Here is a 25137-nt window from a genome sequence, read left to right on the forward strand (position 1 = left end):
ATGAGAGTTTTGATTGTTACCGGTTCAAGCGGTGGGCATATTTTTCCCGCTCTGGCTTTGATAGATTCATTAAAGAATTTATCCAATGATGTGCTTTTAGTCCTACCTAAAAAAAGCACTTGTGACAATGCTATTTTTTTAGAATCCGCGCAAATTAAATATATCCCTGCAGCTAGTTTAAGCCTTAATTTGAGCAGCAAGAATATAAGAGGCGCTTATTCATTTTTGTTGGGCGCCTGGGAAAGCTTGCGTATTCTCGTAAGGTTTAAGCCTGATATTGTGGTTGGGTTTGGAAGCTTAAATACTATTGCCATGATATTTTGGGCCTGGTTGTTTAGGATAAAAACTATTATTCATGAACAAAATGTTATTCCAGGTAGGGCAAATCGCTTACTTGCGAAATTAGTTGACCGAATAGCAGTATCTTTTAGTCAGACAGTAAATTATTTAAAAGTTTGCGTTAAAAAAATTGTTTTTACCGGTAACCCTCTGCGCAAGGATCTGATCCGCATAGCTAAGAAAGAGGCGCTTGATTTTTTTAAGTTTAAAGAAGGTAAATTTAATATATTAATTACCGGTGGAAGCCAAGGGTCGAATAAGTTAAATTCTGTTTGTTTGGAGGCGTTATCTGCTTGTCAGAAAAAAGATGACCTCCAAGTAATTCATATTTGCGGAATTCAGGATTTCCCTGCTCTTAAGGTAAGATATGAATCTTTGAATTTGAGATATAGGCTGTTTGAATTTTTAGCTGTTATGCAATATGCTTATAGCATAGCGGATCTGGTAATTTGTCGTTCAGGCGCTACAACAATTGCCGAGTTGCAAAGGTTTGGAATACCTGCGATATTAGTACCATATCCTTTTGCTTATGCGCACCAGGAGGCTAATGCCCGCATACTAGAGGATCTTGGAGCCGCATTGATTTTTAGAGATGAGCAATTGTGCCCAGAAAAAATAACTGATAAATTGAACGAGTTTTCAATGGATCCGAATAAGCTCAAAGCTATGCGAGAATCTTATGTGCGACTTCAGGTTTTAGATGCAGCTTCATTACTTGCTAAAGAGGTTTTGAAATGAAGGAGTATTATCATTTTATAGGGATAGGCGGTATAGGGATGAGTGGTATTGCTCATTTATTACTGAAAAGCGGCTTTAGGGTAAGCGGTTCAGATCTAAAAGATAATCATATTACCAATGAGCTGAAGAGTTTGGGAGCAAAGATATTTATTGGCCATAATGCGCAAAATGTGGGAGGCCAGGATTTGGTGGTTTATTCTTCGGCGATAAGTGAGGATAATCCAGAATTACGCCAAGCAAAAATTTTAGGAATACCTGTAATCAAAAGAGCCCAAGCTTTAGCGAAGCTTATGCGGGAAAAGACAGCAATAACAGTTGCCGGTAGCCACGGTAAAACTACTACTACTTCGCTGGTTTCTTATCTTTTACTTGAAGCCGGGCTTAATCCTACTGTAGTTGTCGGAGGAATACTTAATAATATCAATACCAATGCTTGTTTAGGAAATGGTGATTTTTTCGTCGCTGAAGCCGATGAATCCGATGGGTCATTCTTAAGTTATAGCCCGAAATATTCAGTTATTACTAATATTGACCGGGAGCATTTGGATTATTATCATAATTTTGACAACGAATTAGAGGCATTTGATTCTTTTATAAAATGCACTCAGGAGGAAGGATGCGTCTTTGCCTGCTCAGATGATCCTAATTTAGTAAATATGCTAAAAGCCTATAAAGGCAAACATTTATTTTTTGGCCTGGATAATGCTGCTGATATTTACGCTAAGAATATTTTATTTACAGGGCTATCTTCCGATTTCGACTGTTATTTTAAAAATAAATTGATTTCCCGTTTTCATTTAGCTTTAGGTGGCAGGCATAATATTTCAAATTCTTTGGCGGTAATTGCTTTGGGTTTAGAATTGGGTATTAATTTAGGGTGTATCCGCAGAGTTCTAGAAGGATATAAAGGTACTCACCGTAGGCTGGAGACGAAACTTAAGAATGATAAATATTTAGTAATCGATGATTATGCGCATCATCCCTCTGAGATTAAGGCTACTTTGCAGGCAATTACTAATCTGGATGCGGGACGCTTGATCGTTGTGTTTCAACCGCATCGTTTTAGCCGTACCCAGTTACTTTTAGATGAATTTGCAAAATCTTTTGAAACGGTTGATTATTTGATCATCACGGATATTTATGCGGCAAGCGAACAGCCCATTGATGGGATATGCGCCAAAAAGTTATTAGAAAAAATAAAGGAATTCGCAAAAAATAAAGAAGTGTTATATTTGCCTAAAGAAGATATAATTGAACATTTGATAGGTATTTTGCGCAAGGATGATTTGGTGATCACCTTGGGAGCAGGAGATATTACAAAGGTTTCCGATGTTTTGGCCCAAAGACTTAAATAAAAAAATAAAAACTAAAATAAAACTGGCTAATCTTACAAGTTTTAAAATAGGCGGGCCGGCAAAGTTTTTTTTTGAACCTACTAATCTTGAAAATTTGCAAAGAGTTATTATTTTGGCCAAGAGTGCGGGGGTAAGGATTTTTATTTTAGGCTCAGGCAGTAATCTGTTAGTTAGTGATTCTGGGTTAGACGGGATTGTGATCAGGCTGACTGCTAAAGATTTTAAAGGGATTTATACTAAAGGTACTTGTATAATAGCGGGGGCAGGGTTAAAATTAAGTCAATTGATTTTATTTGCCCAAAAAGAAGGCTTGTCCGGGCTAGAATTTCTTGCTGGAATTCCCGGGACATTAGGCGGGGCTCTTGCAGGTAATGCCGGAGCTTGGGGTAACTCGATTGGAGATTTAGTTAAACAAGTATATGTTTTGGATTATAGCGGTAGGCCCAGGCTAACTAACTGTAAGGAATTAAAGTTTTCCTATCGCAAATCAAAGCTGGATAAATATATTATTATTTCTGCTGTGCTTAGGTTGCAAGCTTTAGATAAGAATTCGATTACGCAGAAAATAAGAGAATACCTTTTAAGGCGAAATAAGTCTCAGAATGATACTTTTCCTAATGCAGGTTGTGTTTTTAAAAACCCCGGTAAGAATTCAGCAGGTTTTCTTATTGATAACTGTGGATTAAAAGGGGAAACATTGGGAGGGGCTGCTGTTTCTAGGAGGCATGCGAATTTTATTTTAAATTCCAATAATGCAAAAAGCAGCGATGTTTTAGCCCTGATGGCTTTAATTAAAAGTAAAGTAAAATCAAGGTTTAAGATTAATCTTGAACCTGAAATAAAAATATGGAAATAAAAGATTTTGGCAGGGTGGGGGTATTAATGGGGGGTCCTTCCTCAGAAAGAGAAATCTCTTTTAAAAGCGGCCATGCGGTATTAGGTGCTCTTTTAGAGTCAGGAATAGAGGCTATAGGAATTAATATAGTTTCTGAAAGTGAAGAAGAAAATGTCAGATTACTTAAAGGGTATAATTTAACCGGGGCCTTTATTGCTTTACATGGACGTTTCGGAGAGGACGGAGCAATCCAGGAGATTTTGGAAAAAATAAATTTGCCTTATACTGCTTCAGGGGTTTCCGCTAGCCGGCTGGCAATGGATAAGATTAGTTCATTAGAGGTATTAAAAGCAGGAGGGTTATCTGTTCCTAGATCTTGGTTTATCGAGAAGGCAACTTACCAAAGAAAAAAGATTTTTGATAATGATTTGGGATTACCTTTGGTAGTAAAGCCGGCTAATCATGGTTCAAGCATTGGGCTTTCACTTGTTGAGTTTAAGGAGGAGCTGCCTGCAGCTATTCAGATGGCTTTTAAGTTTGATGAACGCATAATTATTGAGGAGTATATATATGGAAGAGAGCTCACTGTTGGGATTCTGGGGCAGGAGGTTTTGCCTGTGATCGAAATTATCCCAAAAAGTAAATTTTTTGATTTTCAGGCCAAGTATCAATCACGATTAACCCAGTATATTATTCCTGCTGATTTAAAGGAGGGTACTTCTAAAATGGTTCGGCAAACTGCTTTAGAAGCGCATCGGATTTTGGGTTGTTCCGGTTGTTCGCGTACAGATATCATGTTAAGTAAAGATGGCTTGGCGTATGTTTTGGAGGTAAATACCATACCCGGTATGACATCTACTAGTCTTTTGCCTAAGGCAGCCAATGTTGTTGGTATTAATTTTAATCAACTTTGTATTAAATTATTGGAATTAGCTTATGAGAAAGCAAAAATTTAATTTACCAGTAAGGATTGTTTTCGTTTTGGCGATAATTTTACTTGCCATCTCTTTTGTAATAGGATATATTTGGAAAGCATTAACTACTTCGGAATTTTTTTCCGTTAAACAAATTATCGTTAGGAATTCCGATATTTCATTTAATTATTTAAAAGGTAGGAATATTTTTAGTTTAGATTTATTTGGCCAATCCCGGAAAGTTTCTCTAGGGTATCCGGATTGCCGCAAAGTTAGGTTAACCCGGGTATTTCCTAATTGCATATTTGTTGATTTTCTAAAGCGCCAGCCAGTTGCTTTAGTTAAATTTTATAAAAATTTTGTGATTGATGACCAGGGATTTTTATTTTATCCGGAGTTAACTGTTGAAGAAGCGCAACTACCGGTAATTTACGGTTTAGAGACAAAAATATTTGCTCCGAAAGCAGGAGTAAAGTATAATCGGCCTGAGGTTGAGCTTGCTTTAACTATTCTTAAGGAATTTAAAGTCAATAAGGGCTTTACAGGTTTTACATTAAAGAAAATTGATGTGTCGAATTTGCAAAGCGCCGGGTTTTTTCTTCTTTTGCCCAAACGGGCTGCTGATTATACAAACCCAAATCCTGTGACAGAGTGGATGGGTTTTGAAGTGCGTATAGGTGAAGCCAATATCAGAGAAAAAATGATGATTTTGGGTGGATTGATTATGCAGGCACGTAAGGAATGGCCAGATATTAAATATATAGACTTAAGGTTTAAGGAGCCGATAATTAAGTTAAACAATAAGCCTTGATTTAGAAGCCTCATTGTTTAAGAAACGCTAACTTAAGGATAACTGTGTTAAATAATAATTATATTTGCGCAATTGATATAGGTTCAAATAAAATTTCTGCAGCTGTTGGGCGGGTAAAGAAAAACCGGATAGAGGAGATCTTTTTTGATTCTGCGCCATCGGTCGGCGTAAAAGAAGGGGTAATTGTCGATGCCACGCAATTGGTTATTTGCCTGACTAAGATTATCAAGAGTTTGAGAGCTAAATCTGGGTTAAAAATAAAATTTATTCATACTAATTTTTCCGGTAAAGATATTTCAACTAAACATAGCCATGCAATTATTCCTCTTGCCGAGCGCGGCAACAAGGTGATTACTTCAACTGATATAACTAGCGCCAATGAGCAGGCGCGTATTCTTGGATCAAGTTTGGAAGAGGAGATTATCCATGTAATTCCATCCAGCTATTCTATTGATTCTAAAAGTAATGTTATTAATCCTATCGGTTTATACAGCCATCGGTTGGAGGTGGATTTATACCTGGTTTGCGCCAGGCTTTCTTCCTTACAGAGTTTAAGCCGGGTTATCAACCAGTGTGGATGCGAGATCAGAAGCCTTTCTTTTTCGGGGCTGGTTACTAGTAAAGCAGTGTTTGGCAGTAAAGAAAAAAAAGGGTTGAGCATATTTTGTGATGTAGGTAGCGATATTACGGAGCTGCTTATTTTTAAAGACGGCCTCCTGCAGGATATTCAGATTTTACCTTTAGGCGGCAATAGCATGACACAACAACTCTGTGAAGGTTTAAAAATCAATTTTGAATTGGGCGAAGATATCAAACGCTCTTATGGGATTATCGGAGATGCAGGTAGCATACCGGAAAATAAAGAAATTTTAGTCAAAAGGGATGAATTTTATAAGCCGATTAAGCAGCGTGATGTAGCGCAGATGACCACTAACTCCGGCCGCTTAATATGTTCGCAGATTAAGGAGGTTGTAGAGAGAAAAGTGGCATTGCATGAAATAGATCATTTTATTATGGCTGGTAAAACGCTGTTGACTGATGGATTCATTGAGATGATGGAAAGCCTGATGGGTATTCCGGTTGCAATCGGCAGGATCAATAATCCGGAAATTATTCCTCTATCAAAAGAGAATAGTGAGTTATCCGGACAGAAGTACTTGACTTATCTGACTTGTCTTGGGATGATTTGTGAGGATTTAGAGAATAAGACTGTAGGTAATTTGACCTTAGTAAAGCCTGCCAGAAATCTGCTTTTTAAAACAATAAACCGTTTTAAAGAAGTTTATCAGGAGTATTTTTAAAATCTAAGGAAAAACAGGGGACCGTTTCTATTTTTTTATTATTTTTAATTAACAAAAAATAGAAACGGTCCCTGGATTTTCTCAGGTTATTGTGTATAATATGTTAACTAATCTATGATTAAAGATAATATAGAGACAGTCAGGCGTAAGATTAAAGAGGTTTGTGTAAGGATTGGGACTGATCCTGAAAAAATTACGATAGTCTGTGTAACCAAAGGTAGGCCGGTTTCACAGATTCAAGAAGCAGCTAGGCTGGGTTTTAAAGATATCGGTGAGAACAGAGTACAGGAGGCGCTTCAAAAATATGAAGAAATTCCTGGAGTAAAGTGGCATATGATCGGCCACTTGCAGTCAAATAAAGTAAAAGAAGCTTTAAAAGTATTTGATCTTATTCATTCTGTTGATAGTGTCAGTTTAGCGCAAGAAATTAATAAGCAAGCTCTTAAAATAAATAAAATCCAGGATATTCTTTTAGAGGTTAAAACTTCTCCGGAGTCTGCAAAATTTGGATTTTCTCCTCAGGATTTAACTAGTGCCTGCGCAGAAATAAAAGAACTGGAGAATGTAAAGATTAAAGGATTGATGACTATTGCTCCTGTTGTGGAAAACAGCCAGCAGGCGCGGCCATTTTTTTCAGAACTTAAACGATTACGTGATAAATTAAATCCTGATTGGTTGCTTTCTATGGGGATGTCCGATGATTTTGAGGTGGCCATTGAAGAAGGAGCTAATATTATAAGGTTGGGTAGGGCGATATCCCAAGACAATGTTTAATTTCTTAAGAAAAAAAATCGGTATAATCGGTTTCGGCAATATGGGTAGTGCAATTGCTGAAGGCATAAAAAATAAGTATGCTGTTTGTGTTTTTGATAAAGATAAAAATAAAATTAATGCTTTAAAAAATATAACTGTCGTCAATAATCCTGTTGAGTTAGTTAAGCAATGTGAGGTTATTATTTTGGGAGTCAAGCCGCAGGATTTTGATGGGTTGTTTAATGAAATTAAATTTTTTGTGGAGAATAAGTTAATTATTAGTATTGCTGCAGGTATTACTACAGGTTACATCGAAAAAGTTTTAGGTAAAGTTGCGGTGGTCAGGGTAATGCCAAATCTAGCAGTTAAAGTTAGAAAGAGTACTACTGCTATTTGTAAAGGTTGGCTTGCCACTGATAAGGATATGCAGTTTGTTTTTAAACTTTTTAAGTATTTAGGAATCGTTTTTATTTTCCCTGAAGATATGATGGATGCTGTTACGGCCATTGCCGGAAGCGGTCCCGGATTTTGGTGTGATTTAGTTCAGGGTAAGCCAAAGGAAGAATGGAAAAATTTTAGTTTGGAGCATTTTATTCAGGAATTTTCTTTGGCTGCCGAAGAAGTTGGATTTAATAAAGAGGATGCTAAAAAAATTGTTACATCAACTACTATGGGTACTTTAGCTACGGTGGAAGCATTAGGCATAACTCCGGCAGAACTAAGGGATAAAATTACCTCAAAAAGCGGGACTACACAGGCTGGTTTAGAGGCTTTACATAATAGCGGATCATTGGTAGAAGCAGCAAAAGCTGCAGTTTTACGTTCAAAAGAATTATCCAAAAAGGAGTAAAGTATGTCGCGTATCGGGATTATCGGAGGAAGCGGGTTATATAGCCTTGAAGGATTAACTCATAAAAAGGATGTGGTATTAGATACCCCTTTTGGCAAGCCTTCTGAAAAATTATCTATCGGAGAATTGTACGGAAAAGAAATTGTATTTTTACCGCGCCATGGGATAGGGCACCGTATATCTCCAAGTGAGATAAATTATCGCGCCAACATCTTTGCGATGAAAAAATTGGGAGTCGATAGGGTTATTTCTGTAACCGCATGCGGCAGCTTAAATGAGGATATGCACCCGCTTGATTTTGTGGTAGTGGACCAGTATGTTGACCGTACAAATCAGGCAAGGAAAGCGACATTTTTTGACAAAGGTATTGTCGCGCACATTTCTTTTTCGCATCCGGTATGCCTACAGCTCAGCGGCATTCTTTTTGACGCCGGATATACGGCAAGTAAAGACCTGCGTATCAAGATGCATAAGGGCGGTACCTATATTAATATGGAGGGGCCGCAATTTTCGACTCTTGCTGAATCTAATCTTTACCGTAGCTGGGGAATGGATGTAATTGGGATGACTAATATGCCCGAGGCCAAGCTCTGCCGTGAAGCGGAAATTTGTTATGCCACCTTGGCATGTATTACCGATTTTGATTGTTGGCATCCCGATTTTGAAAAGATAACCGTGGAGATGGTAATTAACAACCTGCATAAAAATATCAATAATGCCAAGAAGATCTTGCACGGCCTGATAAAAAATCTTCCCGATAAAAGAGATTGCGGCTGCGCTCATGCGCTGAAAAATGCGATTATTACGGACAGGAAACTGATTTCGGCAAAAGTAAAAAAAGATTTAGAGATAATTATCGGTAAATATATAAAATGAAGCCCGACAATTCCGGATATAAAGATACATTAAATTTACCAAAAACGGATTTTCCGATGAAAGCGGATCTTCCTAAGAGGGAACCGCTTAGGCTGGAAAATTGGTATAAGACGAATCTTTACGGGCTTATTCGTAAAAAACCAGCAGAAAAAGGGAAATATGTTATTCATGACGGCCCGCCTTATGCCAATGGAGATATACACATTGGCCATGCGTTAAATAAAATATTAAAAGATATAGTTATAAAATATAAAACCATGCAGGGGTATGACTGCCCCTATGTCCCTGGTTGGGATTGTCATGGTTTGCCAATTGAACACCAGCTATTCAAAGAATTAAAAATAGCTAAGCATCAAATTTCACAGCTTGAGTTTAGAAAAAAAGCTTATGATTATGCTATGAGGTATGTGGTTAATCAGAAGGAGCAATTTAAGCGCCTGGGGGTGTTTGGTGATTGGGAAAATCCTTATTTAACCTTAAGCCATGAATATGAAGAAGCAATCATTAGGTCTTTTAACGATTTGTATAACCAAGGATTCATTCAGCGGGGGCTTAAGCCTGTCAACTGGTGTTTTAAATGTGAAACTGCCTTGGCTGAAGCAGAGGTGGAATATGAAGACCACGCATCTCCTTCGGTATTTGTAAAATTCAAAATAAAAGATGGAGAAGATTTCTTAAAAGACAGCTGTCTTGCAATTTGGACTACTACCCCATGGACTTTAATCGCCAATGTTGCCGCAGCTGTGCATCCTGAATTTAATTATTCTTGTATAAAGACAAATAAGGGTAATTTAATCATTGCTGATGCGCGCTTGTCTATATTAGAGCAGATGGGTATTGATAGATATGAAGTAATAAAGCAGTTAAAAGGCAAGGATCTGGAAGGTATTATTTATGATCATCCATTTGGACTGCGTTCGGGGAAGGTTGTCTTGGCGGATTATATCTCTTCGGAGGATGGTACGGGATTAGTGCATATTGCCCCCGGGCATGGTGCGGAGGATTACCAGGTTGGATTAAAATACGGCTTGGATATTGTGATGCCGGTTGACGCAAGAGGCAAATTTGATTCAACTGCCGGAGAGTTTGCCGGGCAAAATGTTTATGATGCCAACAAAGCGATTATAGAAAAACTAAAACAAATAGGTGCTTTGCTTTTAGAACAGAAGATTTCTCATTCTTATCCGCATTGCTGGCGTTGTAAACATCCGATAATTTTTCGCGCGACAAAACAGTGGTTTTTGATTATTGACCATAAAGATTTACGTAACAGTGTGCTAAAAGCCATAAAAGAAGATGTGCGTTGGATTCCCGAAGCAGGCATGGAGAGGATCTCCGCGATGGTGGAGTCGCGCCCGGATTGGTGTTTATCCCGCCAGAGGTATTGGGGAGTGCCGGTTCCAGCTTTGGTTTGTCAGGAATGTAAAGAAGAATTTTTTGATACAAGAGTGATTGAGAAATTTGCTGAATTTTCTGCTGTGGAAGGCTCTGATTGTTGGTTTAGCCGTGAAATAAAAGATTTTCTTCCGCAGGATTTAGTCTGCCCGAAATGTAAAAAAGGAAAATTTTTTGCTAAAGGAGCAGATATTCTGGACGTTTGGTTTGATTCCGGTGTAAGCAGTCAAGCGGTATTGAAAAAAAGAAAAGAATTAGGAGGGGTTCCTGCGCAATTATACTTGGAAGGAAGCGACCAACACCGGGGATGGTTTCAGTCATCGATTATTTCGGCAATGGCAATTGACGCTAAAGCGCCGTTTGAGAATGTGCTTACCCATGGTTTTGTGGTTGATGGCGCGGGACGGAAGATGTCTAAATCCGCAGGCAATGTTATTTCGCCTTTTGAAATCATCAAAGATTATGGCGCGGATATCTTAAGGATGTGGGTGGCTTCAAGCGATTACAATGAGGACATTCGTATCTCCAAAGAAATCCTCAGTAGGCTTTCAGAAGCTTACCGTAAGATTCGCAACACCGCAAAATTTATTCTAAGCAATCTCTATGATTTTAACCCGGATACAGATAAAGTAGCTTACGCCGATTTAAGGGTGATAGATAAGTGGATATTACAGGAAGCCGGGTCGGCATTGAAACAGGCAGGAAGTTTTTATGATTCTTTTGAATTTCATAAGGCGTATAAATCTATCTATGATCTCTGTAATGAGCAACTTTCAATGTATTACTTGGATATGGTTAAAGGCCGTCTTTATACTTATGGGGCTAAAACTATGGAAAGGCGTTCAGCACAGACAGCTATCTTTGAAGTATTGAATATGCTCGTGCGTATGATTGCCCCTATTTTAGTATTTACGGCAGAAGAGATTTGGCAACACATGGTTAAAGATAAAGAATCAAACGTAGTTTTAAGCGTTCACCTTTTAGAATGGCCTAGGCTTGATGCTGTAGCCGCGCAAGATGATATTCGATTACGCTTGGGGGTAGTAATATTACGAATTCCCTTGGTTGCTAAAGCTTTGGAAGAGTTGCGCGGAAAGGGTGAGATTGGCAGCTCCTTTGATGCCGGAATAAAACTATTGACAAAAAGTCAGGAACGTTATACATTCTTATCCAGCCTTGAGAATGATCTTTGTGAGATTTTTAAGGTTTCACAGGTAAAGGTAGTAAAAGAGGATAATCTTAGCGAAGAGATAAAGATAGAGGTAACTAAAGCAGAAGGCGTCAAATGCGTGCGCTGCTGGAATTATTCTTTGGCAATAGGCTCGGATAAAGAGCATCCTTTGATTTGTGATAATTGCCTTAAGGCGATTGGTTAGAGAACCATGGTTTGCCTTTTAATAGGCAAAGCCATAAAAGGAGAAATTGAGTGAAGAAAAAATTTACTAAAAAAGACTTAAAGGATTTTAAGAAGATTGTGCTTAAGAGAAAAGAAGAGGTTTTGGATGATCTCAGGCACATATCCGATGATACTTTAAGAAAATCGCAAAAAGAAGCCTCCGGGGATATCTCTGGCTATACATATCATATGGCTGATGTGGCTACCGATAATTATGACCGTGAATTTTCATTGGGGCTGGCTTCTAATGAAAGAAAAACAATTTATGAATTGGATGATGCGTTAAAGAGAATCGAAGATGGTACATTTGGTATTTGCGATGATTGCAAAGGGACAATCACTAAAATCCGCCTTAAAGCAGTCCCGTCAGCTCGCCTGTGCATTAAGTGTCAACAAAAGAGAGAAAAAAAGTAATAAATCCATTATTAGATGATTTTTATCATCATTGCTAGCGTTATTTTTTTAGATCAAGCCACAAAATTCCTTGCCTCAAAGTTTTTGCAGTTAAATAATCCAGTTCCCCTAATAAAAAATTTTATCAATCTAACGCTGGTGTATAATCGTGGTGCGGCTTTTGGAATGTTTCAGAATCAGTTGTCCATGTTTTTATTGATTTCGTTTGTTGCAGTTATCCTTATTATTTGCAGTTTGCGGGATAAAAGGAATTCAGTTATCTACAAAGTGTCTTTGAGCCTGATATTAGGAGGAGCAATAGGAAATCTTATTGACCGCCTACGTTTTGGTTTTGTAATTGATTTTTTAGATTTTCGCGTTTGGCCGGTTTTTAACTTGGCTGATTCTGTTATAACTGTAGCTGCGCTTTTATTAAGCTGGGAGTTATTATTTAAGAAAAATGCTGCCTGAGATTTGCCACATCGGATCTTTTACGATTTATTCATACGGCCTTATGCTGGTCTTGGCTTTTTTTACTTGTGTTTATCTGGCTTCCTTACAGGCTAAAAAGGAGAGGGTTGACCCGGAGTCAATCTTTAATCTCTGTTTCTTTGTATTTATTTTTGGAATAATCGGCGCCCGGTTTTTTTATTGTTTAAATAACTTCAGCTTTTATTTACGCAATCCTCTTGAGATTATTATGCTCCAGCATGGAGGAATGGCTTGGTTTGGGGGGCTAATTTTTGGTACAGCTGCGGCGGTAATTTTTATTAAAAAAAATAAGATGGGCCTTTTTAAGACCCTGGATTTGTTGGTTCCTTTTATTGCCTTGGGGCAGGCAATTGGCAGGATAGGATGCCTTTTAAACGGATGTTGTTACGGGCGGCCTTCTGAATTTGGGATATATTTTAAAATTTTTGATCAGGTTCTAATACCTACCCAACTGTATTCTTCGCTGCTTTTACTTTTGATTTTTTTTATTTTAAGATTTATGCAGAATAGGAAGCATGCAACGGGCCAGATACTTTGTGCCTACCTTTTTCTTTATCCTATTAAACGTTTTTTTATCGAATATTTCCGTAATGATAGCCCCAGGATTTTCTGTGGGTTAACTCTCTTTCAGATTTTGTCTTTGGTGATGTTCTTTGTTTTTCTCTTGGTATTTATTAAAATACTACACGATAAGAAAAAATAATTATGAAAGAATTGAAAGTTGTGGTTTTGCCTGAACAGGCCTTGATGCGGCTGGATTTATTTTTGACGGATTATTCCGAACAGAATAATTTAGGCCTTTCCCGAACAATTATTCAGAAGCTTATCCATGAAGGAAAAGTTTTTTTAAATGCCAAGTCAATAATTAAACCTCATCATAAAGTGGCTGTTGCGGATCAGGTAAAGGCTATTGTTCCCGATAAAGAGAAAGCAGAATTTTTACCGGAAGAAATCCCGCTTGAAGTTGTTTATGAGGACGATGACGTATTGGTTATCAATAAGCAACCCGGTTTGGTTGTGCATCCGTCTGCTGGTAACCAAGAGCATACTTTAGTTAACGCTTTGCTTGGCCGCCAGATGCAGTTATCCGATATTAATAAAAATCGCCCTGGAATTGTCCATCGCCTGGATAAAGATACCAGCGGCCTTTTAGTTATCGCCAAAAATAATGCCAGCCATTTAAAATTAGCCAAACAGTTTGCCCAGCACAGCATCCAGCGTAAATATATCGCTATAGTTTGCGGCCGCGTTGAATTCGATGAAGATGTAATTGAGGCCCCTATAGGCAGGCATCCTTTAAAGCGTAAAAGTATGGCTGTTAGTTTTGCGCCGAATACCAAATACGCCAAAACATTTTATAAGACATTAAAACGATCCAAGAATTTTAGTCTCCTGGAGTTAAGCCCTTTTACGGGCAGGACGCATCAACTCAGGGTGCATTTGGCTTATTTGGGATACCCTATTTTAGGTGATACTAAATACGGAAAAAATAATAATTTTAGCCGCCTTGCTTTGCATGCACAAGAGCTAGGCTTTATACATCCTTCTACCAATAAGCTCGTTCATTTCAAAAGCAAGCTCCCCACAGAATTTCAGGATTTCATTAAAAAAAATATCGCTTGATTTTTCCCTAACCTTTTGATACATTAATGTTTAATCAGTATGGTTAAATAATAAAATTACACCCAGCGCTTAAAGGTGTTGCGCTGGTGTTACCCTTGTGGGTAAGGAGGTAAAATGTATCGCAAAGGTACAATTATATTACCTGTTTTAATCGTTCTAATTATTATTTTCTTATCTCTTGCCGCAGTATCGTTTTATTTATATCAAAAAGAACACGCACAAAATCTCCAGCTTCAAGATAAGATTACTGAATTGGAGCAACGTCAGCGTATAACCGAGAATAAGCTTGAGGAGGCCAAAAAGGCCGCAAGCGAACTTACCCTTAAATTGCAAGAAGCTAGTTCTAAAGTGGAGTCCTTAACTGGCGAACTTACTAAGGAAAAATCAGCCCTTACAGAAGCATCCAATAAATTAGAGCAGTTTAACGCAGATATCCAACAGCAGAAATCTTTGCGTCAGGACCTTGAGGATAGGCTTAAAACTGCCACTGAAGAAGGTAAAAAGATAAATGAGCAGATGAAAATTATCCAACAGCAAAAAACTGAGCTGGAAAACAAAATTAAGAATATGGAAGATGGCTCTGGAGGAGTAGAACTGGGCAAGGTTGTTGTTGGCGGGGAACCTGTTATTATTGATAACACTGCCAAAGGCAAAGCTAAAGAAATCAATGATAAGATTAAAGCTGCTGAATTAAAGCAGGCAAAGACCGGTAAGCCAATACAAAATTCCGCGTTAAATATACTCGAAGGTAAGATTATGATCGTAAATAAAGAATTTAATTTTGCGGTAATTAATTTGGGAAGCAAAGATAAAGTAATCGTCGGGGATGAATTTACGATTTCCCGTGACGGTAGGAATATTAGTGAGCTAAAAGTTGAGAAAGTCCATGAATCGATGTCTGCTGCAGGTTTTGCGCCTGAATTCAAGGATTTGATACGGGAAAACGATAAGGTAACACAAAAGATAAAGTGAACCCTATTAGAAAATTTGCTAATAGAGCAACCGGAAAATTCTCTAACAGGGTAAGGCCCTTTCTAGTTAAAAAAAAATTTATACCCTACGGTAAAGTTGTCCTTCCTGGCGACAAATCTATAGCCCATCGAGCGCTCATATTAAGTGCTTTAGTTTACGGCAAAACTATCCTTAAAAATTTTCCCATACATGATGACTCTTTAGCCACCTTAGGTGCCTTGCGTGCTTTAGGGGTTAAGATAGTGCGAAAAAGTAATCAGGTTATAGTGTTAGGTAAGGGTAGGGATGGTTTTGAAAAACCTCATAAACCAATTTTTGTGAATAACTCCGGGACAACCTTACGTTTACTTCTGGGTATATTGGCCGCAGAGGATTTTGAGGTTAAAATTATTACAAGTAAATATTTATCATTGAGGCCTATGGCCAGGGTGAACCTGCCTTTGCGTTTGATGGGAGCGTATATTTTGGCAAAAATAAAAGGCAAAGAAGAGTACACACCCATAGTTATAAGAGGCGGAAACCTTAAAGGGATTATGTATCGGATGCCTGTTGCTTCAGCTCAGGTTAAATCCGCGATTCTTTTGGCAGGTTTATCTGCTAGGGGCAGGACTAAGATTTTAGAGAAAATAAAGACACGCGATCATACTGAACGTATGCTTAAAATTTTTGGTGCTGATATTGTTGTGAATAAGAACAGCATAACTTTAAAGCCGGGCAAGGATTTAGTTACTCCGGGCAAGATTTATATCCCAGGAGATATTTCTTCAGCAGCTTTTTTTATGGTGTTGGCGGCAATAATTCCGAGGTCTCAAGTTGTTGTTGAGCAGGTGAGCCTTAACCCTAGCCGCAGCGGGATAATTAACATTCTTAAAAGAATGAATGCTAAAATTAAAGTTATGCCGCTTCATAAAAATAAATTACAAGGATCTGAGCCTGTTGGAAATATTATAATAAGTAGCAGCAAGCTGAAGAACATTATAATTGATTCTTTTGAAATTCCCTCTTTAATTGATGAATTGCCAATTCTTATGGTGGCTGCTTGTTTTGCTCAGGGTAAAACTATAATTAAAGGGGTAAGCGAGTTAAGAGTTAAGGAGACAGATCGTATTAATTCTATGGTGAGTAATTTAGGACGTATGGGCGCAGATATTGAAATTAACAAAAATAATTTGGGGGAAAATTTAATCATAAAAGGTAAAGGAAATCTTTGTGGCGCAAACCTTAAGAGTTTCGGAGATCATCGCACTGCCATGAGTATGGTAGTAGCGGCTCTTGCTGCAGAAGGCAGCTCTAAGATCGATGATATCAGTTGTATCAGTAAATCCTTTCCAGGTTTCTTAGGCGCATTGAATAGTTTATTAAAAAATAAGCCTGATTAAATTTGGTAAGTTTTTATTTGACATTGGGTTCAATCTTTGTTAAAATCCTCCTACTGCGTAATTAACACCCCGTGCTTATAAAACATTCGGTTTAAATGGAATTGTATTGATGCCCCCTTTGTGGGGAGGAGATAATATGGGAAGTTTGAGCCAACAGTTAAAAAGAGCAGTTAATTATGTTTTAGGTCTTTTTTCCAATGACATGGGAATTGATTTGGGGACAGCTACAACTTTAGTTTTTGTTAAGGGTGAAGGTGTAGTACTTTGTGAGCCTTCTGTTGTGGCTATTGAACGCGGTACTTCGCATGTCTTAGCTGTAGGTGATGAAGCCAAGCGTATGCTTGGACGTACTCCCGGTAATATTATCGCCATTAGGCCGATGAAAGATGGAGTCATTTCTGATTTTGAAATTACCGAAGCTATGCTTCGGTATTTTATTAAGAAGGTGCATCACCGTAAAGTTTTAGTAAGGCCCAGAATCGTTATTGCAATTCCTTCAGGAATAACTGAGGTAGAAAAACGGGCGGTAAAGGATTCTGCAGAGCGCGCTGGAGCAAGAGAGGTATTTTTGATTGAAGAGCCGATTGCCGCGGCTATTGGCGTAGGGCTGCCTATTCAGGAACCGGTTGGTAATATGATTATCGATATAGGAGGCGGAACTACGGAGCTTGCGGTAATATCATTAGCGGGAACAGTTTTTTCAAAATCTATCCGTATTGGCGGGGATGAGATGAATGAAGCAATAATCGAGTATCTTAAAAAAACATATAATCTTATGATTGGCGAACGATCCGCAGAGGATATCAAAATAAAGATTGGATCAGCTTATCCTTTAGAAGAAGAGATGAGTATGGAGGTAAAGGGAAGAGATTTGGTTGCTGGGCTTCCTAAAACTGTGACCATTACTAGTGAAGAGATACGAGAGTCTCTCCAGGAACCATTGCGTGCGATACTGGAAGTTACAAAAGTTTCGTTAGAGAGGACTCCTCCGGAGTTAGCCGCTGATTTGATTGATCACGGTATTGTCATGGCTGGAGGAGGTTCATTATTAAGAGGGTTAGATAAATTAATTTCTGAAGAGACTGGCCTTCCTGTACATATAACCGATGATCCAATTACTGCCGTTGCCAATGGAACAGGAATCGTGCTTAGCGAAATTCAGTATCTTAAGAAAGTAACCGTATCGGTGAAAACCGAAGTACGTAATTAAATCTTCCTACAAGGAGATACTGGCGTAATTCTTCGCCGTCAGCGAACACTGGCCTAATTCTTTTAAGGGTCAGGTGCTGTTAGCGCCAGGTGTAAAGCCAGCCATTGATTCCCGGTTAAATGTGTTTAAGTTATCCCGCAAAACCCTAATCAGTTTTATTCTTATTGCCTCTTGTTTATTTCTGATTTCCAATACTCTATCTTGTTTTAAAAATTCTATTCAAGGTGTTTTTACCCCTGGGCTTTCTTTTGTTGGTTTACTTAAGCATGAACTTTCCGGTATTATATTTTATCATCGTAATATGATTCAAGCTGAAAATTTAAACGCGCAAGTCGGTGCGTTACGATGGCAATTATCTAATCTGCAGGAACTTAATCAGGAAAATGCCCGCCTGAAGGGGCTGCTTAATTTTAAACAAAAATCTCCTCTGCGCTTGGTTGCCGCCAGGGTAATTGCCCGCTCGCTTGAGGCCTGGTCCTGTAGTGTAATTATTGATAAGGGAAAAAATAATAGAATAAGGCCAGGGATGGCGGTAATTGATCTTCAAGGATTGGTGGGTAGGGTAGTGGAAAGTTTAGATAATGCCAGTAAAGTGTTGTTGATCAATGATTCCAGCCAAGGTATTTCAAGTATTGTGCAGCGTAGTCGTCAAGAAGGGTTAGTTAGCGGGACTCTTGGCTCAAACTTAATTATGCGCTATCTTCCTGAAGATGCGCAGATTACCGTTGGTGACCTGGTTATTACCTCTGATTTAAGCCAAATTTATCCTAAGGGTTTAGTGATCGGCAAAGTGATTAATATAGGCAGCGATTTTTCCGGGCTCAACCGATTCGCGGTAGTTAAGCCTGCAGTGGAACTTGCCAATATTGAAGAGGTATTTGTAATTATTCCATGAAAAAATGGTTTTTTTTATTAGTTATAATTGCACTGGTTTCTTTACAATTAACTTGGCCGGTTTTTTTAAGTTTTTTTAATTGTAAACCGGATTTTCTTTTGGTTTTAGTTGTGGCTTTAGTTTTTTATTTGGATTTTAAGATTGCTTTAGTTTTTGCTCTTTTAACAGGCTTAACTAAGGATGCGTTTTTACCAGGGTTTTTTGCGGTTAATACAATTCTGTTTTGTATATGGAGTTATTTGGTCCATCTTTTGAGCAGGCAAATATCTACCGAAAATGGCTATGTAAGAGTTGCAATAGTGCTGATTGCAGCTTTATTAAATAATATTATCAGCGGCCTGCAAATTATAAACTCCGGTTTAATAATTCCCCCGGCTATATTTTTACGTAACCTCATTATCTCTTCAACTTATACAGCAACAGTATCACCTTTAATTTTTAAGTTTACTAAAAAAATAGTTTCATAATTTCTTAAATATGGGAAGAAAGGGTATTTTAAATTTAATAATTATTTTCTTGTTCGGTGTTTTAATGGTTGGACTCCTGAACCTGGATGTGCTGCAGGGGGCTAAATTCCGTATGTTAAGCGACAACAATTCAATTCGCCTGATACCGCAACCTGGAGCAAGAGGAAATATTTTAGACCGAAATGGCCAGGTTATCGTAGATAATAAGATCTCTTATGATGTAATGATTTTACCGCAGGAACTAGACCATGTTGATTATGTTTTAACCAGGTTAAGCCATATATTGAGCATAGAAGCCGCGCAGTTAAAGGCAGCATTTAAGAAGAATTTTATTTCTTCCAGTGTTCCGGTTACCGTAACTAGTAATATCGATCTTAAAAAAGCAATATTACTCGGAGAGTACAGGGCAGAAGAGCCTAGTATTATTATAACAACCAGGCCTTTGCGACATTATCCGTATGGCGCTTTAGCATCCCATGTTTTGGGTTATGTTAACCAGATTGATCGTTGGCGCCTGACTAAATTGGAAGATTATGGATATAAGACTAAAGATATTGTGGGTTTTGGTGGGGTAGAGGAAAGGTATGATTATTATTTACGGCAGGAGGAAGGAGGCTTATCTGTTGAGGTAAACCACCGAGGTAAAGTCACGCGTGTTTTAGGTTTCCAGTCTCCATCTAATGGTAAGGATATTGAGCTTACAATAGATCTTAAGATTCAGAAAATTGTAGAAGACTGTTTGGATGAAAAAAAGGGGAGTGTAATTTTAATGGATCCTTTGAACGGCCAGATTTTGGCAATGGCCAGCTATCCTAATTTTAATCCAGCTGTTTTTGTAAATAACCGTTCTAGTCTTATTGCCGGATTATTTAACAATCCCGATGCTCCGTTAATTAACCGGGCAATCAGTTCGAGTTATCCTCCTGCATCAATATTTAAAGTAGTTGTATCAAGTGCTGCTCTTGAATTAAAAAAAATAAATACTACTACTAGTTTTTTTTGCCAGGGTTCAACTATGGTTGGAACAAGAAAATTTTCCTGTTGGGAAACGCATGGAGAGCAGAATGTATTCCAGGCTATCGCCCATTCTTGTGACGTATTTTTTTATAAATCCGGGCTACTTTGCGGAGCGCAAAATATTCATGATTATGCTTTGAAACTGGGGTTGGCTAAAATTACAGGGCTTGAGCTTCCATATGAGACAAGTGGTTTTATTCCCTCTCCCTTATGGAGAAAGATAAATAAATTTCAAAGCTGGTTTGATGGGGATACCGCAAACTTTGCAATTGGACAGGGTGATTGTTTGGTTACGCCTTTACAGGTGACCAATATGATGGCGGCCTTTGCCAATGGCGGATTTCTAACAAGTCCTTATATTGTTAAAGCTATAGGAGGATTGGATTTTAGCGCAAAAAAGAAAAAATTAATGCTAGTAAATTTTAAAAAGAGTACTTTTAATATAGTAAACAATGGATTGGCCAGGGTGGTATCTGATGCAAAAGGTACCGGCAATGTTTTATCGACGTTGCCTGTAAGAGTTGCCGGCAAAACCGGCACTGCCCAGGTGCTTCGGAAGACTACTCATGCATGGTTTGCGGGTTATTTCCCGGTTGAAAAACCTAAATTTGTAATCTGTGTTTTTTTAGAAAACGGTGGCCCAGGGTATGCCGCTAGCGTTATTGCTAAACAAATCATTGAGGAGATGAACAATCAAGGGTTAATATGAAGAATTCATTCTTTAGAATTTTAACTTTTGCTCTAATTATTTCTTTGCTGGGAGTCTTGTCTATTTACAGCAGTACTTATCAGAAACAAGGGGTTTGGCAGGATATATACATGCGTCAGTTGCTTTGGTTGGTAATTGGCCTAGTTTGTTTCTTTCTCGTTTGTGGATTCAATTACCGTAAACTATGGGATGCAAACTATCTAATCTATGGGGGAGCTCTATTTTTTCTATTTTTAGTTTTTATCCTTGGTATCATAAGATTAGGGGCGCAGCGTTGGCTTAGGTTCGCCTGGTTTAATTTTCAACCATCGGAGTTTGCAAAATTGGCAATTATAATATTTTTGGCCCGCTATTTTAGCCGTAAATCTGTTGATGATACTTCATTGATGAGCGGAAAGTTTGGTATTTTTCAGGGAATAATCCTACCGTTTATATTTGTAGCAGTCCCAATGTTATTGATTATTGAACAACCGGATTTAGGTAGTGGAATAATGCTAATGCTGGTTTTTGTTTGCTTGCTCTATCTTACCAATGTTCGGTTAAGATATATATTTATCTTTCTAATTTTATTAGTTTTGCCTCTGCCTTTTTTATGGAATTTCTTGCATGATTATCAGAAGCAGAGGTTATTGGTGTTTCTTAACCCAAATATAGATCCACTGGGCGCCGGATATACGATAATTCAATCACGCATAGCCATTGGTTCCGGAGGCTTCTTTGGCCGGGGTTGGTTGAGTGGCACTCAAAGTCAACTATATTTTTTACCCGAATCGCATACGGATTTTATTTTTGCCACTTTTTCTGAACAGTGGGGTTTCTTGGGAAGCCTGTTGCTTATATGCCTGTATTATTTAATTATACGTCAAGGTTTCGTTATCGCTCAGAGGACGCAAGATGCATTTGGAAGGCTGCTTGCTTATGGAATATCTCTTTTATTGGCATTACAGGTGTTTATTAATATCGCTATGAACATGGGGTTGGCTCCTGTAGTCGGTTTGCCCTTACCGTTAATGAGTTACGGTGGCTCAAGTATAGTGGTAACCTTTATTGCTTTAGGTGTTTTGGTAAATATCGATCGAACTAGGAATGTTTTTTAAATAAAGGGGACGGTTCTCTGCGAGAACCGTCCCCAGATTTAAATCGAGAAATTCATTTATGATTGAAGACTTATTAACTAATGTACACCGGCCCGGCCAATATATGGGCCGCGAATGGAATGTATCCAAAAAAGATTTTGATTCTTCTTTTATGAGTTTTGCTTTGGGTTTTCCGGATTTATACGAAGTGGGGATGAGTAATTTAGGCCTGCGCATTATCTATGGTGTTTTAAATAATATAGATGATGTAGTTTGCGAGAGGTTTTTTGCTCCTGAAGCTGATATGGAAGCTTCATTAAGGGCTAGAAGCCAGCGCCTTTTTTCTTTGGAATCAAACCAGGAATTGATTAATTTTGATATGTTTGGGTTTTCTCTTGGTTCAGAGTTAAATTATACTAATGTGTTGAATATTTTAGAGCTTGCCGGGTTGCCGCTGCAATCTTCGTTACGCGATAATCGGTTTCCCTTAGTTATCGGAGGAGGCCCTACTACTCTTAATCCGGAACCCATTGCTGATTTTTTTGATTTATTTATCATCGGTGAAGCAGAGGAAGCTATTCTAGAGCTTCTAACTTCATATCGGAATCTTAGGAAAGATTATAAAAGCGGCCGGCTCTCAAAAGAGAATCTTTTAATTGAGTTTTCTAAAATAGAGGGAGTCTATGCGCCTTCACTGTACTCGGTTGATTACAATGCAGCTGGCCAGCTGGTTGCTTTTTATCCGAAGTTGGCTAATGTGCCCGGAAAAATCAAGAAACGGGTAGTGGCCGACTTCGAATCATCTTATTATCCTTGTAATTGGATTGTACCAAATGTTGCGTTAATACATGACCGGATTACTTTAGAGATTATGCGTGGTTGTCCTAATCGCTGTCGTTTTTGCCAGGCCAGATCTCAATATTATCCCCTGAGAATAAAAAGTAAAGAAAAACTGGTTTCATTAGCTAATCTTGCTTATGCTTCTACTGGCTATGAGGAATTATCTTTAGCTGGTTTATCCGTAAGTGATTACCCTGATTTAGAGAATCTTGTTTCTGATTTAACTAAAACCTTTAAAGAGCAGGGAGTTAATTTATCTCTGCCTTCACTAAAAGCAAAAGCTTTGTTAGGTAATGTGTCTACGTTGATCGCCAAGATTAAAAAAACCGGCCTTACTTTTGCTCCTGAAGCAGGGACTCAGCGATTGCGTCAGTCTTTGGCTAAAGATTTTTCCGAGGAAGAATTTTTTAAGGCTATTGAAGCCGCTTATAAGTGCGGATACCAGCATTTAAAATTATATTTTCTTATCGGTTTACCCACAGAGACACAAGCTGATTTACAGGGAATAATTGATTTTGCAAAGGAGGCATCGGAATTAAAAAGAAGAATAAATACCTCACCGGCCCAAATTAATATTAGTGTAAACCCGTTAATCCCTAAACCTCATACGCCTTTACAATGGTTAAAAATGGATTCAATTACCCAGATAAAAGAAAAACAAGATTATTTAAGGAGTCATTGTAAAAACAGGAGGCTTAAATTTAGTTTCCATAATTCACAAATGGGTTTTTTGGAAGGAGTCCTTTCTAGGGGGGATAGGAGGTTGAGTAAGGTTATTCTGGCAGCCTATAGAAAAGGGGCAAAATTTGATGCCTGGTCGAATTATTTTTTATTTTCTAAATGGCTGGAAGCATTCTCAGAAGAAGGGATTGACCCACAGGCATATCTTGATGACAAATCAGTTACAGAGCTTCTACCCTGGGATTTTATTGATACGGGGATAAGCAAGGAAAGTTTGTTGCTAGAATTCAATAAATCTATTGCCATATGATGAGTTAAGAGATATAATTATTTGAGAAAAAGCCGAATTTCCGAGATTTTCGATAAATTGCGGAGAAAATATGAATAAAAAAATGGATCGTTTTTCATTAGGTTCGCGCACTATAAAGCAAAAGCTGATAGTCGCTTTTCAGCTTATGTCTATTTTACCGCTTTTAGTTTGCGCATATCTAGTTTCAAATTATATTTTACCTAAATTTGGATTTAAGATTGATATCGTTGTTTCCCTTGTTATTAGTGCGTTTGTAGCGATAATCGGCCTCTTGGTAATTAAAGAAATTTTTGATCGTCTTTCAGCGGTAACCTCAGAAGCCAAGGTTATCGCTGCAGGGGATATAAGCCATAAATTGGACGTGCAGAGCGGTGATGAAGTCGGGGAGTTGAGTAATGTATTAAATCAGCTTACCAACCGTATCCGTGGCAATATGGATGAACTTAAAGCTTATAGCGAGAAAACCAGTGAAATAAATTTGGAGATCCAGAAAAAAATATTTATTCTATCAAATTTATTGCAGGTAAGTTCACTCATCTCTCAAGGAGAAAAGTTTGATGATATACTGAAAATTGCAGTTGAAAAATCCAGGCTTTTAGCCAATTCAGAAACTGCATTTTTACTCCTTAAAGAGGAAAATAATAAGGAATTTTTTTACGTAAAGGCCGTCGATGGTGCAGGGGTTGATTATTTGATGACGGTAAATGTGGGGGTAAAAGAGGATTTGTATAATAAGGTTTTTAATCAAAATAAGCTTCTGATTCTGGATAAGCAGAATCTTTTAGATAACGCGCTTGCCGCTGAATTTTTTGCTAAATTCCAGGTGAAAAATTGTTTGTCTATGCCCATATTCTTAAGGGGAAAGGTTAAGGGCGCGTTGGGAATTGTCAATAGCCGGGATAACTTTTTGTATTCTAAGGAGGATATTGAGCTCTTGGATATATTTTCAAAACAAATAGCTATTGCCATTGAAAATGATATATTAGCCCATCGTATCGAAAAAATGGAAACTAAGGATATCCTTACGGGGCTTTATAATCAGAATTTTATTACTAGTCGCCTACAGGAAGAAATCCGCAGGGCAATTGTCTACCAACGCCCTTGCGCGTTTGTTGTTTTTGATATTGATAATTTTAAAAGTTACCGTGAGAAATTTGGGCTAATTAGTGCGGAAGTGGCCTTAAAGAAGATTGCTGTTTTGGTAAACGCATCTATTACTGAAGTTGACCGAGCAGGTAGGACTGGCGATGATGAATTTTCTTTAATTCTACCTGAGAGAAATAAGCGTCAGGCCCATGAGGTAGCAGAAGAGATACGTAAAAAAATCCAGGTTACTTTTTCTTCAGACCAGGATAGCTCAAAAAGCATTACTTTAAGCGGTGGAGTTGCTGAGAATCCTCTTGATGGAGTTGCCGCCGAACAGCTGATTAATAAGGCCAGGGAGCTATTAAAAAAAGCCAAAGCAGATGGTAAAAACAAGGTAGTAGCTTTTTAAGTGGAGAGTTAAAAA

Annotated in this window: 23 protein-coding genes; all 23 read left to right on the forward strand. The window is 38.1% G+C overall.

What is annotated here, in order from left to right; genetic code table 11:
- The 23 genes from murG to PHC29_01070 all read left to right on the forward strand — a co-directional run bounded on the left by murG (nt 1) and on the right by PHC29_01070 (nt 25122).
- On the forward strand, nt 1-1077 hold the full coding sequence (gene murG / locus PHC29_00960) for an undecaprenyldiphospho-muramoylpentapeptide beta-N-acetylglucosaminyltransferase (GenBank protein ID MDD5108070.1): 1077 nt from the start codon (nt 1-3) through the stop codon (nt 1075-1077).
- Nucleotides 1074-2432, forward strand: a complete 1359-nt coding sequence (murC, locus tag PHC29_00965; protein ID MDD5108071.1) for a UDP-N-acetylmuramate--L-alanine ligase — start codon at nt 1074-1076, stop codon at nt 2430-2432. Before murG ends, murC begins: the two co-directional genes overlap by 4 nt.
- A complete protein-coding gene (gene murB, locus PHC29_00970; protein MDD5108072.1) occupies nt 2407-3288 on the forward strand; it encodes a UDP-N-acetylmuramate dehydrogenase in 882 nt (293 codons plus the stop codon). The genes murC and murB overlap by 26 nt, the downstream gene beginning before the upstream one ends.
- Entirely contained in the window at nt 3279-4223 is a 945-nt protein-coding gene (locus PHC29_00975; GenBank protein MDD5108073.1) for a D-alanine--D-alanine ligase, read from the forward strand. The genes murB and PHC29_00975 overlap by 10 nt, the downstream gene beginning before the upstream one ends.
- Nucleotides 4204-4992 (forward strand): cell division protein FtsQ/DivIB, encoded by a 789-nt coding sequence (locus PHC29_00980; protein MDD5108074.1) that lies wholly within the window; start codon nt 4204-4206, stop codon nt 4990-4992. The genes PHC29_00975 and PHC29_00980 overlap by 20 nt, the downstream gene beginning before the upstream one ends.
- Before the next feature lie 44 nt (nt 4993-5036).
- Complete coding sequence (ftsA, locus tag PHC29_00985) at nt 5037-6293, forward strand: cell division protein FtsA (protein ID MDD5108075.1); 1257 nt, start codon at nt 5037-5039, stop codon at nt 6291-6293.
- 114 nt (nt 6294-6407) lie between these two features.
- A complete protein-coding gene (locus tag PHC29_00990; GenBank protein ID MDD5108076.1) occupies nt 6408-7067 on the forward strand; it encodes a YggS family pyridoxal phosphate-dependent enzyme in 660 nt (219 codons plus the stop codon).
- Nucleotides 7060-7896: a pyrroline-5-carboxylate reductase gene (locus tag PHC29_00995; GenBank protein MDD5108077.1), complete on the forward strand. Its 837-nt coding sequence runs from the start codon at nt 7060-7062 to the stop codon at nt 7894-7896. The genes PHC29_00990 and PHC29_00995 overlap by 8 nt, the downstream gene beginning before the upstream one ends.
- A 3-nt stretch (nt 7897-7899) precedes the next feature.
- The gene (mtnP, locus tag PHC29_01000; protein ID MDD5108078.1) at nt 7900-8772 is read left to right on the forward strand and encodes an S-methyl-5'-thioadenosine phosphorylase; all 873 of its coding nucleotides are present in this window, start codon (nt 7900-7902) and stop codon (nt 8770-8772) included.
- Nucleotides 8769-11543, forward strand: coding sequence for an isoleucine--tRNA ligase (gene ileS, locus PHC29_01005; protein ID MDD5108079.1), 2775 nt, complete (start codon nt 8769-8771; stop codon nt 11541-11543). Before mtnP ends, ileS begins: the two co-directional genes overlap by 4 nt.
- Nucleotides 11544-11593: 50 nt before the next feature.
- Nucleotides 11594-11977, forward strand: a complete 384-nt coding sequence (locus PHC29_01010) for a TraR/DksA family transcriptional regulator (GenBank protein ID MDD5108080.1) — start codon at nt 11594-11596, stop codon at nt 11975-11977.
- Nucleotides 11978-11992: 15 nt separating this feature from the next.
- Nucleotides 11993-12427 carry a signal peptidase II gene (lspA, locus tag PHC29_01015; protein ID MDD5108081.1) on the forward strand — a complete coding sequence of 145 codons (435 nt, stop codon included), beginning with the start codon at nt 11993-11995 and terminating at the stop codon, nt 12425-12427.
- On the forward strand, nt 12417-13151 hold the full coding sequence (gene lgt / locus PHC29_01020) for a prolipoprotein diacylglyceryl transferase (GenBank protein ID MDD5108082.1): 735 nt from the start codon (nt 12417-12419) through the stop codon (nt 13149-13151). The genes lspA and lgt overlap by 11 nt, the downstream gene beginning before the upstream one ends.
- 2 nt (nt 13152-13153) lie before the next feature.
- Entirely contained in the window at nt 13154-14071 is a 918-nt protein-coding gene (locus tag PHC29_01025) for an RluA family pseudouridine synthase (GenBank protein MDD5108083.1), read from the forward strand.
- Nucleotides 14072-14185: 114 nt separating this feature from the next.
- Nucleotides 14186-15043: a hypothetical protein gene (locus PHC29_01030; protein MDD5108084.1), complete on the forward strand. Its 858-nt coding sequence runs from the start codon at nt 14186-14188 to the stop codon at nt 15041-15043.
- Nucleotides 15040-16422 (forward strand): 3-phosphoshikimate 1-carboxyvinyltransferase, encoded by a 1383-nt coding sequence (aroA, locus tag PHC29_01035; GenBank protein MDD5108085.1) that lies wholly within the window; start codon nt 15040-15042, stop codon nt 16420-16422. Before PHC29_01030 ends, aroA begins: the two co-directional genes overlap by 4 nt.
- Before the next feature lie 136 nt (nt 16423-16558).
- Nucleotides 16559-17632, forward strand: a complete 1074-nt coding sequence (locus PHC29_01040) for a rod shape-determining protein (GenBank protein ID MDD5108086.1) — start codon at nt 16559-16561, stop codon at nt 17630-17632.
- A 73-nt stretch (nt 17633-17705) separates the two neighbouring features.
- On the forward strand, nt 17706-18527 hold the full coding sequence (gene mreC / locus PHC29_01045; protein ID MDD5108087.1) for a rod shape-determining protein MreC: 822 nt from the start codon (nt 17706-17708) through the stop codon (nt 18525-18527).
- Nucleotides 18524-18994: a rod shape-determining protein MreD gene (gene mreD / locus PHC29_01050; protein MDD5108088.1), complete on the forward strand. Its 471-nt coding sequence runs from the start codon at nt 18524-18526 to the stop codon at nt 18992-18994. Before mreC ends, mreD begins: the two co-directional genes overlap by 4 nt.
- A gap of 10 nt (nt 18995-19004) precedes the next feature.
- Entirely contained in the window at nt 19005-20720 is a 1716-nt protein-coding gene (gene mrdA / locus PHC29_01055; protein MDD5108089.1) for a penicillin-binding protein 2, read from the forward strand.
- Complete coding sequence (gene rodA / locus PHC29_01060) at nt 20717-21817, forward strand: rod shape-determining protein RodA (protein MDD5108090.1); 1101 nt, start codon at nt 20717-20719, stop codon at nt 21815-21817. Before mrdA ends, rodA begins: the two co-directional genes overlap by 4 nt.
- A gap of 58 nt (nt 21818-21875) precedes the next feature.
- Nucleotides 21876-23627: a TIGR03960 family B12-binding radical SAM protein gene (locus PHC29_01065; GenBank protein MDD5108091.1), complete on the forward strand. Its 1752-nt coding sequence runs from the start codon at nt 21876-21878 to the stop codon at nt 23625-23627.
- A 70-nt stretch (nt 23628-23697) separates the two neighbouring features.
- Nucleotides 23698-25122: a diguanylate cyclase gene (locus tag PHC29_01070; GenBank protein ID MDD5108092.1), complete on the forward strand. Its 1425-nt coding sequence runs from the start codon at nt 23698-23700 to the stop codon at nt 25120-25122.
- Nucleotides 25123-25137 lie beyond the last annotated feature (15 nt).

The sequence above is a fragment of the Candidatus Omnitrophota bacterium genome (genome assembly GCA_028712255.1).
Classification (GTDB): Bacteria; Omnitrophota; Gorgyraeia; order Gygaellales; family Profunditerraquicolaceae; genus UBA6249.

What these genes read in the sequence shown, in the direction of transcription:
- murG (MDD5108070.1), top strand. Translation starts at nt 1, where the DNA reads ATGAGAGTTTTGATTGTTACCGGTTCAAGCGGTGGGCATATTTTTCCC.
- murC (MDD5108071.1), top strand. Translation starts at nt 1,074, where the DNA reads ATGAAGGAGTATTATCATTTTATAGGGATAGGCGGTATAGGGATGAGT.
- murB (MDD5108072.1), top strand. Translation starts at nt 2,407, where the DNA reads ATGTTTTGGCCCAAAGACTTAAATAAAAAAATAAAAACTAAAATAAAA.
- PHC29_00975 (MDD5108073.1), top strand. Translation starts at nt 3,279, where the DNA reads ATGGAAATAAAAGATTTTGGCAGGGTGGGGGTATTAATGGGGGGTCCT.
- PHC29_00980 (MDD5108074.1), top strand. Translation starts at nt 4,204, where the DNA reads ATGAGAAAGCAAAAATTTAATTTACCAGTAAGGATTGTTTTCGTTTTG.
- PHC29_00990 (MDD5108076.1), top strand. Translation starts at nt 6,408, where the DNA reads ATGATTAAAGATAATATAGAGACAGTCAGGCGTAAGATTAAAGAGGTT.
- PHC29_00995 (MDD5108077.1), top strand. Translation starts at nt 7,060, where the DNA reads ATGTTTAATTTCTTAAGAAAAAAAATCGGTATAATCGGTTTCGGCAAT.
- mtnP (MDD5108078.1), top strand. Translation starts at nt 7,900, where the DNA reads ATGTCGCGTATCGGGATTATCGGAGGAAGCGGGTTATATAGCCTTGAA.
- ileS (MDD5108079.1), top strand. Translation starts at nt 8,769, where the DNA reads ATGAAGCCCGACAATTCCGGATATAAAGATACATTAAATTTACCAAAA.
- lspA (MDD5108081.1), top strand. Translation starts at nt 11,993, where the DNA reads ATGATTTTTATCATCATTGCTAGCGTTATTTTTTTAGATCAAGCCACA.
- lgt (MDD5108082.1), top strand. Translation starts at nt 12,417, where the DNA reads ATGCTGCCTGAGATTTGCCACATCGGATCTTTTACGATTTATTCATAC.
- PHC29_01025 (MDD5108083.1), top strand. Translation starts at nt 13,154, where the DNA reads ATGAAAGAATTGAAAGTTGTGGTTTTGCCTGAACAGGCCTTGATGCGG.
- PHC29_01030 (MDD5108084.1), top strand. Translation starts at nt 14,186, where the DNA reads ATGTATCGCAAAGGTACAATTATATTACCTGTTTTAATCGTTCTAATT.
- PHC29_01040 (MDD5108086.1), top strand. Translation starts at nt 16,559, where the DNA reads ATGGGAAGTTTGAGCCAACAGTTAAAAAGAGCAGTTAATTATGTTTTA.
- mreD (MDD5108088.1), top strand. Translation starts at nt 18,524, where the DNA reads ATGAAAAAATGGTTTTTTTTATTAGTTATAATTGCACTGGTTTCTTTA.
- mrdA (MDD5108089.1), top strand. Translation starts at nt 19,005, where the DNA reads ATGGGAAGAAAGGGTATTTTAAATTTAATAATTATTTTCTTGTTCGGT.
- rodA (MDD5108090.1), top strand. Translation starts at nt 20,717, where the DNA reads ATGAAGAATTCATTCTTTAGAATTTTAACTTTTGCTCTAATTATTTCT.
- PHC29_01065 (MDD5108091.1), top strand. Translation starts at nt 21,876, where the DNA reads ATGATTGAAGACTTATTAACTAATGTACACCGGCCCGGCCAATATATG.
- PHC29_01070 (MDD5108092.1), top strand. Translation starts at nt 23,698, where the DNA reads ATGAATAAAAAAATGGATCGTTTTTCATTAGGTTCGCGCACTATAAAG.